Source organism: Jatrophihabitans cynanchi, assembly GCF_027247405.1.
Lineage (GTDB): Bacteria > Actinomycetota > Actinomycetes > Mycobacteriales > Jatrophihabitantaceae > Jatrophihabitans_B > Jatrophihabitans_B cynanchi.
The window spans coordinates 258,603-270,329 of the sequence record NZ_CP097463.1 but is presented as its reverse complement, the minus strand read 5'-3'; the positions used below and the strand labels follow the sequence as shown (position 1 = coordinate 270,329).

The window sequence follows — 11,727 nt, the reverse complement described above, 5'->3', positions numbered from 1 at the left end:
ACTGGTGAGTGTTGCCGACGTCATCGCCCCACTTGTCCAGTCCGCGCTCGGGCAGCAGGCACGGCTGCACGTCACGTGCTGGGACGGCAGCGACTTCGGGCCCGCCGACGCGCCGGTGCAGCTGCGGATCAACAGTCGGCGCGCGCTGCGACGGCTGCTGTGGGCGCCGAACGAGCTCGGCTTCGCGCGCGCCTACGTATCGGGCGACGTCGAGGTCGACGGCGACCTGCTCGCCGCCTTGGACGAACTGGAGCGGGTGGCCGACCCGGCGAACGGGCCGGGCGTCGCGATCGACAGCGCCACCAAGCGGGCGCTGCTCACGGCAGTGCTCCGGCTCGGCGTCATCGGCCCGCCGCCACGCCCGCCCGCCGAGGAGTCGCGGCTGCGCGGCCGCCGGCACAGCAAGGCGCGCGACGCCGAGGCGATCGCCCACCACTACGACGTCGGCAATGACTTCTACCGGCTGGTGCTCGGCGAGTCGATGACCTACTCGTGCGCCTACTGGCCGAGCCCGTCGACCGAGCTCGACGCCGCGCAGTTCGCCAAGTGCGACCTCGTCGCCCGCAAGCTCGGCCTCGGTGCCGGCATGCGGGTGCTCGACGTGGGCTGCGGCTGGGGGACGTTCGCGCTGCACGCCGCCCGCGCGTACGGCGCCCGCGTGGTGGGGGTGACCCTGTCGCACGAGCAGGCCGAGTACGCGCGGAAGCGCATGGTGCACGAAGGCGTCGACGAGCTCGTCGAGATCCGGGTGCAGGACTACCGCGATGTCGACGACGGGCCGTACGACGCCATCGCCAGCATCGGGATGGCCGAGCATGTGGGTGCGGCCATGCTCCCGGTGTACGCGGCCGACCTGTTCGCCCTGCTTCGTCCGCAGGGCCGGCTGCTCAATCATGCGATCTCGCGCCGGCCCGGCCGCCGCGCGGAGTTCTCCTCGACGTCCTTCATCGACCGGTACGTCTTCCCGGACGGCGAGCTCGAGCCGATCGCGATGATGCTGGAGGCGATCGAGGGCGCGGGCTTCGAGGTCCGCGACGTCGAGTCGCTGCGCGAGCACTACGCACTGACGCTTCGGGCCTGGGTTGCCAACCTGGAGCGGGACTGGACGGCGGCTGTTGCCGCCACCAGCGCGGCCCGCGCGCGCATCTGGCGGCTGTACATGGCCGGCTCGGCGCTCGCCTTCGAGGGCAACCGAATCGGCGTCAACCAGGTGCTCGCGGTGCGGCCGTCGGCGCGCGGCTCCAGCGGCATGCCCCGCACCCGCGCCGAGCTGCTCAAGCTCTGACACCCTGCTCGCCCCGACAACCGGCGCGCGTTGCTGCCGCGGCAGCAGCTGATCAGCATGGCACAATCGTCGCTGCCGTCGGTCCGCGCGGGATCGACCGGCGCAGCCACACGGGGAGGGGCAAGCGGAGCAGCTGATGGTCGAGCTACCCGACGTGGGTGACCCGGTCGCGATCCGCGACGAGCAGGGCCGCACCTACCGCAGCCGCGTGGAGGACATCGACGGCGACATCATCACCGTTGCCCAGCCCGTCGACCTGCCGGTGCTCGAGCCGTTCGTCGAGGGTGACGAGCTGCTGCTCACCTGGACCCGCGCAGAGGGCGTCGCGGTGCTCGCCGCGCACCTGGCCGCGACCCGTACCGAGCGCACGATCCGGCTGTGGGACCTGCTGCCCACCGGCCAGTCGTGGACCGAGCAGCGTCGCGAGCACGTCCGGGTACCAGCCGGCGGCACGATGTCCGTGCAGGTCGTCGCCGGCGACAGCACCGGCGCGGACGCCGCCACCGGCGACGCGGCCGACGCGGATGTCGCGGCCGACGCGGATGTCGCAGCCGGGGCGCCCCGGCCGTCCACGGTGTTCCGGGCGCAACTGGTGGACGTCAGCGAATCGGCGTTGCGGTGCGCCCTCGCACCGGGGCAGGACGACGAAGGCCTGACCGAAGGCGTCGCGGTGAGCACCCGGTTCTCCGTGGGTGGCAGCGAGTTCGAACTCCCCGGCGTCATCTACCGGCGCCATGAGCAGGACCGGCCCGAGCCGACCCGGCTGGTCGTGCGGTTCGAGCACTCCGAGCGGGATGCCGACGCGCTGCGCAAGGAGGTCTTCGCCGTCCAGCTGGAGATGCGGCGGTCCCGGCGCGGCTGACCGGCGCGGCTCACCGGACGGCGGGCAGCGGCGGTGGCTCAGTGCGGTTCGCGGCGCACGCTCAGGGGCGGCACGCCGCCCAGGCCGAGGTTGTAGCGGACGTGATCGCGGTACTCGGCCAGCTTGTCCCACAGCGCCGAGTGCGCCGGCCACGGGATCGGCTCGTCGCCGTTGAGCCAGCTCTCGCCGAAGGTGATCCACACGACCGTCCACTCGGCGGCGACTGACCAGGCACCCCGGCTCCAGTCGATCAGCGAGCGGCGCAGTTGGAACGCCAACCGGGGCGCGTCGACGAAGGTGGGCACGCTGTGCACCGGCCAGACGCGGAAGTCGTGCGCCATCAGGTCGAGCTCGAACGTGCTCAGCACAGCCGGGTCCACCAACACAGTGGCCACGTTCTCGTGCGTCCGCTGCCGCATGACCCGATTATCCATACCGGGACCGACAACGCCGAGCCGTCCGACGGTTCGCACTGTGCTGCCCTTTGGGGCAGGAATGCCCCGGGCCGGTGGTAACTGTGTCACTATCGCCGTGCGGGCCTTGGGGGGCAGGCGATGGTCGCAGCCGGTGTGAGCGTCTGGGTCAACGGACGGGACGTGTCCGTACCCACGAGTGCCGCGCGTGTCGGTACCGGGCCGCGAGTGGTGGTCCGGCTGACCGGCCCGGTGACCGCGCGCGACCGCGCCCTCGTCGAACGGGCCGCGGCGCGCGTCGAGTTCTGGTGCCCGCCCTACGGCGCATGCGTGACGCTGCTGCGCCCCGATGCGGCCGCCCGGCTCAGCGCGCTGCCGCACGTCGCCGGCTTCGTGCCGTACGCGCAGCAGCACTGCGACCGGGCCCTCGGCCGGCCGCGCCGCGCGCCCGGCAGCCGGTGGTTGGACGTGATCTGCTTCGCGGCCACCGACCGACCGCGCGTCGCAGCGGAACTGCGCCGCCGCGGCGCGACCGTGCTCGACGAGGCGCACAGCAAACTGCGCATCGACTGGCCGGGCGCCGTTGCACCGATCCGTGACGTGGTCGGGGTCAAGGTGGTCGAGCGGCCCCGGCCGGCCCGGCTCGCGCACAGCGGCCTCGCACACACCGGCCTCGCACACACCGGCCTCGCGCTCGACCTGGACGACGCACGGCCCGACGGCAGCTGGCGCACCGATCTGGACGGCCGCGGCGAGCTGATCGCGGTGGCCGACACCGGCCTGGACACCGGCGACCGGCGAACGGTCGCCGCCGACCTGGCCGGTCGCGTCCGCACCATCGTCTCGTGGCCGATCAACCCGTCGTGGGCGCCGTTCGTGACGAACCCCGGAGCCGACGACGGCCCGGCCGATCGCGCCAGCGGGCACGGCACCTACGTGGCCGGTGTCGCGGCCGGCGACGGCGCGGCGAGTGGCGGCACGCGGCGCGGCGTCGCGCCCGGCGCCAGGGTCGTGTTCCAGGCCCTGGAGCAATGGGTCGCCGTCGCGCCAGCGCACCCGGAGGTCGGTGCGACCGGGTTCTCCCTCGCCGGCCGGCCCACCGACCTGCGCGAGCTGTTCGTGCAGGCGCGGGGCTTCGGCGCCCGGGTGCATGTCAACGCGTGGGGCACGCCGGCCCGCGGGGCGTACGACAACGACAGCTACGAGGTGGACCTGTTCCTGCACGAGCACCGCGACGCGCTCGTGCTGTTCGCGGCCGGCAACGACGGGCGCGACGCTGACGGCGACCGCCGGGTCGACCCGGCCTCGCTCGAATCCCCGGCCACCGCGAAGAACGTCCTCACCGTCGGCGCGACCGAGGGCTCGCAGCAGATCGGCTTCCTCGGCACCTGGGCACAGTTGCAGAACGACGGCCGGGTGTTCGCGAACGCCGCCGACCGTGCCGACCCGGTGGCCGGACAGCCGGACCGCATCGCGCTGCTGTCGTCCGCCGGACCGACAGCCGACGGCCGGATCAAGCCGGACGTCTGCGCACCCGGCACCGACATCGTCGGGCCGCATTCGTCGGTCGCGACGGGGACCGGGTGGGGGCTGGTCGACCCGGCGCCGCACTACATGGCCGACGGCGGCACGTCCGTGGCGGTCGCGGTGGCCGGCGGCTGCTGCGCCCTGCTTCGCCAGGCGTGGCGCGCGCAGCGGCACGGCCGATCTCCGGCAGGCGCAACGCTCAAGGCACTGGTGATACTCGGCGCGGCACCGGTGTTCTCGCGGGCCGGGAACGCAGTCGAGAGCAGGTTCGTCGCCGGCCACGGCCGGATCGACCTCGACGGTTCTCTGCCCACAACCGGTGCGGGCGAACAGGTGCGCATCCTGTCCGACGCCACGGCGCACGGCGCCGTGGCGACCGGGCGCACCCGCACCTTCCGCGTCGCCCTGCCACACGGTGGCCGGCTGCGCGCGGTGCTCTGCTGGTACGACGTCCCCGGCGAGCATCTGATCAACGACCTCGACCTCACCCTGACCGGACCCGGCGTGACGGTGCCGATCTGGGGCAACCACGAGCCGGGTCACCCGGATCGCCCCGGCGGCCCCGACCGGGTGAACAGCGTCGAAGTGATCGACGCCGACGGGCTGGCCGCCGGGACGTGGGTGCTCACCGTGACCGGCGCCAACGTCCCGGCCGGTCCCCAACCATTCAGCTTGGTCGCTCGCGGACGGGCGATCACCTAACCCCCCACAGTGCGAAGGAGACAGAACATGGCCGACACCACGCGCAGGCCGCGCAAGTCCGCGCCGCGGTCCCGCACAGCCACGCGGACCGCGACCGCCGATCGGGCACCCAGCCGGGGCGCCCCTGTTGCCGCGGCCGCGACAGTGACCGCACCGGTCGTCCCGTCGCCGATGCGAGCCGCGCCGGTCACGGCCGCCCCGCTCGCCGCCGGTCTGCCGGTGGGGCTCGGCACCGCCACGCTCGGCGCCGACGTCAGCGGCCAGCTCAAGGCCGTCGCGCCCACCTTCGGGCAGGTACTCGGCTCGGTCGGGCAGGGCGTCGCCGACTCGCAGACCGCGCTCGACAAGGGCGTGATCGACACCGTCAAGGATCTCGCCGACACGAAGATCACGGTCGTCACCGACGTCATCCAGCACCTCAATGACGACGGCGAACCCGATCCGTCGCTCACCCAACTGGTCAGCACAGACCTGTCGGTGCTGAACTTCTTCACCCCGACAGTGCACGAGTGGAAGCGGGTCGCGCTGTCGATGGACCTGTCCGTCGGTGCGTTCTCGGAAACGGACGGGCTGACCTTCAACGCCGAGCAGCAAGGTGGTGGCGTCGGCGGCGTGGGACTGTTCTGGGGATTCCTCGGCATCGGCTACGACTACAACTACGACGACCAGCAGTCCTTCGAACGCAGCCACGAGCAGGAGTCGAGCTGGTCCGCCGGTGAGGTCCGCATCGACGCGATCCTCGGGCCGCGGCAGACCGGGAAGTTCCCGATCCCGAGCCAGGTCTCGGTCGGCCCGCAGATCGTCTTCGCGCAGGGCGCGGTCAAGGAGACCCCGGTCGCGGGCGCCGGCATCAACCGCTCGATCGACGTGCTGGTGTCGGTGCTCAAGGCCGCCGGCGACCCGAACCCGAACAAGGCGCTCACGGTCGACGCCGGCCCGCTGCGCACCAGCTTCTCGACCACGGCGCCGTTCACCGGAAGCCAGACCAATGCCGAGGGCAACGTGCAGGTGAGCATCATCCGCAACGTGCCCAACGCCGGCACCGGACCGGTCAAGGTGCCGGTGCTGGTCCGCCTCGGCGCACTCACCCAGACGTTCACGCTCACCATCTGACGAGCGAGGAGGACACGACATGGCGAACACCGATGTGAGTGGCCAGCTGGCCACCGCCGGCCTGGCGTTCGGCGACCTGGTCAAGCTGACCGGACAGGCCGTCGCGAACACGCAGACCGCCTTGAACAAGACGGGCGCCGACGCGACCAGCGCGCTGGCCACGACCCTGGTCGACGTCATCGCCGTCCAGGAGCTGGACTACGACGACAACGGCAACGTCACCGGCGAGAAGACGTTCACCCAGCAGCTGCCGCTGATCGACTTCATCGACCCGGTGATCTACCAGTGGACGCAGGTACGGCTGCAGGGCCGGTTCACCGCGAGCCAGTTCGCGGCGACCGCGTCTACCGACACGCACTCGAACACCTCGACCGACAGCTCCGGGCAGGCGGGGTTCGGGATCATCTTCGGCGGCGGTTACAACAACTTCCAGTACGACGACAGCCAGACGCACATCGACACGAACTTCCGCGTCGAGGACTCGGTCGGCCTGCTGCGGATGAACGCGGTGCTCGAGCCGCGGCACGACATCGGCGTGCCGAAGCCGCGCCAGGCCATCGTCGGGCCGCAGATCGAGATCGACGCCGGGCCGATCGCCGACGTCGGCAACCCGGCCACGTCACGCACGATGGACGCGGTGATCACCTACCGCAACGCCGCGGGCGACCCGATCGCGGGCAAGGAGCTGGCGATCGACACCCAGGGCGTCGCCTGGGCGTTCAAGGGCGGCACCGGCACCACTGACGCCAACGGCCAGGTGACGATCACGCTCACCCGCCAGTTCGTCGGGGACGCCCCGGACCGCACCCCGGCCGACTTCGTGGTCGGCGTGCGCAAGGGCATCGTCGGCGAGTCGACCACACTCACGTTCTGAGGTGAGCAGCCCACCGACCGTCCCGGCCGGCACCCAGCAGGCGGAGCTGGGAGTGCTGCTGGCCGGGGCGGTGCGCGCCGTCGCCGACGCCCAGGACGTGCTCGACGAACACGCCCGGGAGCGGGTGGCTGCCTATCTGGCGGCGCCGGCGGGCAGCCTGGCCCTCCCGCCGCTGTGGTACGCGTTCGACTCGGTGAGCGTCGACCTCGAGCTGTCCTCCGAAGCGGTCCGCACCGGCAGCACTGGACAGACCAGGCTGCTCTGCCGCACGCTCAACCCACTCACGGTCGGCCTGTACGGCTACTCGGCGGCGGTCGGCACGCGGGTGCGGGTCTCGCTCGCGCCGCAACGTCTCGCGCCGCAACCTCTCGCGTCGCCGCCGACGCCGCCGACGCCGAGTGGAGGGGGACCGACATCGCCGACGTGAACCCGCCCGTCGTGCGGCTGCCGCCGGGCACGCGACTGGACCTGGACCGGGTCGGCGTCGACCGCATCGTCACCGTCGACGGCCGGCCCGGCCTGTTCACCCCGCTGGTCGGCGCCGACCCAACCGACGCGCATTCGAGCGAGAACCTGGAGAAGATCGTCGACGTGCTGCGCCAGCAGGTCGCGCAGCTGCAGTCGGAGAACGCGGCGCTGACGGCGAAGCTGGCCGAGCTGCAGTCCCCGGCCCGCTCCAGCGACGACCTGGCGGCCGGACTGCAGCACTCGCTGGACAGCCTGCAGCAGCAGCTGGGCGAGATGGCGAACGGCGTCACCAACTTCGCGGTGCGCGAGTTCGCCCTGGAGAGCAAGGTGCACGTCGACGTCACCGAACTCGGCACGATCGGCTTTCGCTTCGTGCAGCCCGGTGAGGACGTGAACGCGGCCGCGTTGTCAACGGTGAGCCTGACCGTGGTGCCGGTGCCCAAGCCGGCAGCGGACCCGGCGCCACCCGCGGCGGACCCTGCTGTGGACAGCATCGACGGGCTCAGCCCCGCGCAGGTGCGCAGCCTGCGCGCCGCGCACGTGAGCACGGTCAGCTCGTTCCGGCAGATCGCGACCCGGGCGCGGACGAGCGCCAGCCTGGTCAGCCTGCTCGGCGTCGACCGCGCGACGCTGGGCCGGTACACCCTGCTGGCGGGGCTGCTCACGGTGCCCGGCCTGGATCGCACCAAGGCTGCGGTGCTCTACGACGCCGGGCTGACCGATGTGCCGGCGCTCGCTGCCGCTGACCCGGCCGACCTGGTCAAGCGGTATGCCCGGGCGGCCAAGGCGCGCCGCGATGGCGACGCATTCCGGCCGACCGCGGCGGAGGCGGCCGTGTGGATCGCGGCGGCCGGCCGGCTCGTGGCAGGCCGCGGCGAACCGTCCTAGTCGTTGCGAGCCGCGTCGGGGCCGGTGACGCGCCGCAGCAACGGCAGCGTCGAGCCGAGGATGCCGAGTGCCACCACCAGGCCCGCGCAGACGATCACGTAGTACTGCAGCCCGGGAGGCTGCAGCGTCTGGTCGAGTTGGGCGCGCAGGAACAGATGCGCGGCGAGGAAGCCGACGCCGATCGAGACGACAGCGGTCAGCAGCAGGGGCACCACGGTCTCGAAGGCCAGCACCCGGCGCAGCATCGCGATCGGGGCGCCGGTGAGCCGCAACAGGCTGAACGGGCGCTTGCGCTCGGCCAGCCCGGCCGCCGCCGCGACGGCGAGGCTGCACCCGGCGATCGGCAGGCTGACCAGGACCACCACGTTCGACAGCTGTTTGTACGCCTGCAGCAACCGGCCCGACCCGGCACTCATCGCCGAGATCGTGTCCGGCACGAACCGGCTCGGGAACTCCTTCTCCAGCAGCGTGCGTGCCGACTCCAGCGCCGCCCTCGACCCGTCGGTCTGCACGACGAGCGCGCTGACGGGCAGCTGCTCCAGCATCGCCGGCGAGATGTCGACCGCGGGCCAGATCGCCTTGTCCGCCGTGGACTTGCGCCCGGCACCGTTGCCGAAACCGGTGCCGATGGCGACGACGTCCGCGCCCGGCGCGCACCGCCCGATCGCCGGTGTGCGTGCCACGTCGCTGCACAGCGCAACCCCCGGCAGCTGCGCTTGCGGCGGCCCCAGGGGCGCCCCCGAACGGCGCACGGACGGATCGGGCTGGAAGGTCGGGTTGCTGTGGATCACGCTCGTCCCGGCGACGCCGTGGATCGCGTCGAGGCGGGCGAGCGTGCCGGCCGGGATCGACGGCACGCTGCTCACGAACTGTCCGTCGCGGGCAGCGTGACCGAAGTTCTGCTGCAAGGTGGCGCCCGCGCTGTTTCCCCCGGACGGGCCGGCCGCGGCGATCAGGGTGGTGATCACGCCGACCGACACGCTGGTCACGAACAGTGCCAGCACCAGCCCGCTGATGGCGCGAAAGCCGGCCCGCGGGTTGTCGGCCAGTCGCCGCCCGGCGAGCAGCGAGGCCGGGCGGCGGGACCGCGCCGCGATGATCCGGGCGGCGAGCATGGTGAGCCACGGGCCGGCGATCATCAGCCCGGACAGGATGAGCGCGAAGCCGGTGGCGTAGGCGAGTGTCTGGTGCTGGGTGGTCTTCGGCGGCCCGGCGGCGGTGAAGTAGCCGAGCTCGGCGATGCCGGCCAGCAACGGCACCAGCCGGATTGCGCGCGGCGGTCTCGGGGTCACCCGCCGGGTCACCCCGAGCGGCGAGATCTGCACCCGGCGCAGCGCGACCCGAGCCACCAGGGCTGCCGCGAGCGGAATCCCGATGAGGACGAGCAGCACGTCGGCGAGGCTGAGCGACAGGTCCGAGGGGAAGAACGGTGCTCCGGTGAACGGGATGGCCGCGATCGGGTCGCGCAGCGCCAAGAACAGCGGGAAGCCGAGGACGGTTCCGGCAAGCGCGCCCGCGGCCGCCTCCACGGCTGCGACTACCGAGACCTGGCGCGGCGTGGCACCGACGAGGCGCATGGCCGCGAACCGCAACTCGCGACGCGCAGCGGACAGCCTGGTTGCCGTCGCGATGAGGATCAGCACGGGGAACAAGATCGCCAGCGCCACCACGCTGAGCACCAGGATCATGCCGTTCTCGTCGATGCCGACGCCGATCGCACACTCGTCTCCGCTGCACGAACTCGGGACGGTCGTGGCGATCGCGGTGACCTCGTCGGCCAGCCCGGTCCTGGACAGCTCCGCCGGGGTTCGCCCGATGACGATGAACAGCGAGTCAGGTGCGGGCAGTGCCACGTCGCCGATGATGCCGACCTGGTGACCCGGGAAGCGGTCGCCCAACTCGGCGGCGGGCGTGGCGTGCAACAGCCGGCTCATCGCCGGCGAGGCGTAGTACTCGCCCGGCCCGGGCAGCTCGGCGATCCCGGGCGGGACGGGGGAGTGTGCTCCGGTGGCGGCGAGGTCGATGCGGCCGATCACCTTGCCGTCGAAGGTGTCGGCCAGGATCTGCCACCACAGGCCGTCCGCGTCCGCCACCGGCCGGTGGGTCTCGGGCGTGAAGCCGGTCTCCAGCCAGGCGTAGCGCGCGTTCTGCGCGTTGACGCCGTTGATCCCGGCGAGCGTGGCGAGCAGCAGGCAGACTCCGACCGTGACGGCCAGGACGATCGCCGCGAGCCTGGTCCAGGCTTCGCGGCCGCCCGCGACGGTGAGCCGGAGTGCGAGCCGGAACATCAGAGGACACACACGGTCGAGGTGAGCTTGCCGTCGCGCACGATGACCTCGCGGTCGGCGTACGCGGCGACCCGGGGTTCGTGCGTGACCAGCACGACACTGGTGCCCTGCTCGCGCGCCGCGGCCGTCAACAGGTCCATCACCTGCTCGCCGGTGAGCGAGTCGAGCGCGCCGGTCGGCTCGTCGGCGAACAGCACCTGGGGCCGGCTCACCAGTCCGCGGGCCAGGGCGACCCGCTGCGCCTGGCCACCGGAGAGCTCGCCGGAGCGGCGCCGCTCCAGCCCGTCCAGCCCGAGCCGGCCGAACCACTCCCGCGCAGCGCTCATCGCCGTCGTCCGCGCCGTTCCGGCGAGCAGCAGCGGCAGCGCGACGTTCTCCTGTGCGGTGAGCTCGGGAACCAGCTGGCCGAACTGGAACACGAACCCGAACCGGTTGCGGCGCAGCTCGGTGCGGGTGCCCTCGCGCAAGGTGTCGAGCCGCTCGCCCGCGAACGTGATCGTTCCGCCGTCGGGCACCAGGATGCCGGCCAGGCAGTGCAGCAGCGTCGACTTGCCGGACCCGCTCGGGCCCATGACGGCGAGGATCTCGCCGGCCGCGACGGACACGGTGGCTCCGCGCAGCGCGGGCGTGGCCCCGAAGGAGAAGGTGACGTCCTGCGCCTCGAGCAGCGCGGTCACCAGCGCACCTCGCCGGCCAGCGCGTCCAGGCGGGCGCCGGTCAGTTCGATCCAGCGCAGGTCGGCCTCCAGGTGGAACAGGCCGTGATCGGCCAGGAGCGCATCGATCGTGTTGCCGTGGCGCTTGAGCTCGGTGAGCTCGCGCATCCGCTGCAGGTGCGCAGCTCGCTGCAGGTCCAGGTAGTGCTCTGCCGACCGCCCCGACATCAGCGCGAGGACGACCTTGGCGAACAGCACGGTCTGCAGGTGCGGCTCGGGCGCGACCGGCTCGGCCAGCCAGGCCGCGACCTCGGTGACCCCCTGCTCGGTGATCACGTAACGCTTGCGATCCGGGCCGGCACCCGGCTCGGTCTCGGCGGCGGTGACCTTGCCGTCGCGCGCCAGCCGGGCCAGCGTCGAGTACACCTGCCCGAACGGCAGCGGCTTGCCGCGGCCGAACAGGGTGTCGTAGTCGCGCTTGAGGTCGTACCCGTGGCTCGGCTCGCGCTCGAGCAGTCCGAGCAGGGTGAGGGGCACCGTCATGCCGCGAGAATACACTCGGTGTATACCGCGCGGTAGTACCAAACCCGACCGGGCGCCGCATCGCTGCATTCGTGGCCGCCTCCGGTAACGTGAGAGCGCTTGCGTCCGG

At 72.4% G+C, this 11,727-nt stretch carries 11 protein-coding genes; 7 read left to right on the top strand and 4 right to left on the bottom strand.

The window, feature by feature from the left end; translation table 11 throughout:
* Window positions 1-4: 4 nt before the first annotated feature.
* Together M6B22_RS01280 and M6B22_RS01275 are read left to right on the top strand one after the other, a co-directional pair.
* A complete protein-coding gene (locus M6B22_RS01280; RefSeq protein ID WP_269443956.1) occupies window positions 5-1,285 on the top strand; it encodes an SAM-dependent methyltransferase in 1,281 nt (426 codons plus the stop codon).
* Window positions 1,286-1,421: 136 nt separating this feature from the next.
* On the top strand, window positions 1,422-2,147 hold the full coding sequence (locus M6B22_RS01275; protein ID WP_269443955.1) for a PilZ domain-containing protein: 726 nt from the start codon (window positions 1,422-1,424) through the stop codon (window positions 2,145-2,147).
* 38 nt (window positions 2,148-2,185) lie between these two features.
* On the opposite strand, the gene M6B22_RS01270 is transcribed toward M6B22_RS01275, so the two are convergent.
* A complete protein-coding gene (locus tag M6B22_RS01270) occupies window positions 2,186-2,566 on the bottom strand; it encodes a hypothetical protein (RefSeq protein WP_269443954.1) in 381 nt (126 codons plus the stop codon).
* A gap of 150 nt (window positions 2,567-2,716) precedes the next feature.
* Here M6B22_RS01270 and M6B22_RS01265 point away from each other — a divergent pair, with 150 nt between their 5' ends.
* From M6B22_RS01265 to M6B22_RS01245, 5 genes are read left to right on the top strand one after another with little or no spacing between them, the layout of a single operon-like run.
* Entirely contained in the window at window positions 2,717-4,789 is a 2,073-nt protein-coding gene (locus M6B22_RS01265; protein WP_269443953.1) for a S8 family serine peptidase, read from the top strand.
* A gap of 27 nt (window positions 4,790-4,816) precedes the next feature.
* On the top strand, window positions 4,817-5,902 hold the full coding sequence (locus tag M6B22_RS01260) for a hypothetical protein (protein WP_269443952.1): 1,086 nt from the start codon (window positions 4,817-4,819) through the stop codon (window positions 5,900-5,902).
* A 19-nt stretch (window positions 5,903-5,921) separates the two neighbouring features.
* On the top strand, window positions 5,922-6,776 hold the full coding sequence (locus M6B22_RS01255; RefSeq protein WP_269443951.1) for an Ig-like domain-containing protein: 855 nt from the start codon (window positions 5,922-5,924) through the stop codon (window positions 6,774-6,776).
* A gap of 1 nt (window position 6,777) precedes the next feature.
* Window positions 6,778-7,203, top strand: a complete 426-nt coding sequence (locus M6B22_RS01250) for a hypothetical protein (RefSeq protein WP_269443950.1) — start codon at window positions 6,778-6,780, stop codon at window positions 7,201-7,203.
* Window positions 7,200-8,132: a DUF4332 domain-containing protein gene (locus tag M6B22_RS01245; RefSeq protein WP_269443949.1), complete on the top strand. Its 933-nt coding sequence runs from the start codon at window positions 7,200-7,202 to the stop codon at window positions 8,130-8,132. The genes M6B22_RS01250 and M6B22_RS01245 overlap by 4 nt, the downstream gene beginning before the upstream one ends.
* Here M6B22_RS01245 and M6B22_RS01240 read toward each other — a convergent pair.
* From M6B22_RS01240 to M6B22_RS01230, 3 genes are read right to left on the bottom strand one after another with little or no spacing between them, the layout of a single operon-like run.
* Window positions 8,129-10,420 carry an ABC transporter permease gene (locus tag M6B22_RS01240; RefSeq protein WP_269443948.1) on the bottom strand — a complete coding sequence of 764 codons (2,292 nt, stop codon included), beginning with the start codon at window positions 10,418-10,420 and terminating at the stop codon, window positions 8,129-8,131. The two genes, M6B22_RS01245 and M6B22_RS01240, sit on opposite strands and share 4 nt — an antisense overlap.
* Entirely contained in the window at window positions 10,420-11,097 is a 678-nt protein-coding gene (locus M6B22_RS01235; protein WP_269443947.1) for an ABC transporter ATP-binding protein, read from the bottom strand. Before M6B22_RS01235 ends, M6B22_RS01240 begins: the two co-directional genes overlap by 1 nt.
* Window positions 11,094-11,618, bottom strand: a complete 525-nt coding sequence (locus M6B22_RS01230; protein WP_269443946.1) for a PadR family transcriptional regulator — start codon at window positions 11,616-11,618, stop codon at window positions 11,094-11,096. Before M6B22_RS01230 ends, M6B22_RS01235 begins: the two co-directional genes overlap by 4 nt.
* Between the last annotated feature and the right edge of the window lie 109 nt (window positions 11,619-11,727).

What these genes read in the sequence shown, in the direction of transcription:
- M6B22_RS01255 (WP_269443951.1), top strand. Translation starts at nt 5,922, where the DNA reads ATGGCGAACACCGATGTGAGTGGCCAGCTGGCCACCGCCGGCCTGGCG.
- M6B22_RS01275 (WP_269443955.1), top strand. Translation starts at nt 1,422, where the DNA reads ATGGTCGAGCTACCCGACGTGGGTGACCCGGTCGCGATCCGCGACGAG.
- M6B22_RS01260 (WP_269443952.1), top strand. Translation starts at nt 4,817, where the DNA reads ATGGCCGACACCACGCGCAGGCCGCGCAAGTCCGCGCCGCGGTCCCGC.
- M6B22_RS01270 (WP_269443954.1), bottom strand. Translation starts at nt 2,566, where the DNA reads ATGCGGCAGCGGACGCACGAGAACGTGGCCACTGTGTTGGTGGACCCG.
- M6B22_RS01240 (WP_269443948.1), bottom strand. Translation starts at nt 10,420, where the DNA reads ATGTTCCGGCTCGCACTCCGGCTCACCGTCGCGGGCGGCCGCGAAGCC.
- M6B22_RS01230 (WP_269443946.1), bottom strand. Translation starts at nt 11,618, where the DNA reads ATGACGGTGCCCCTCACCCTGCTCGGACTGCTCGAGCGCGAGCCGAGC.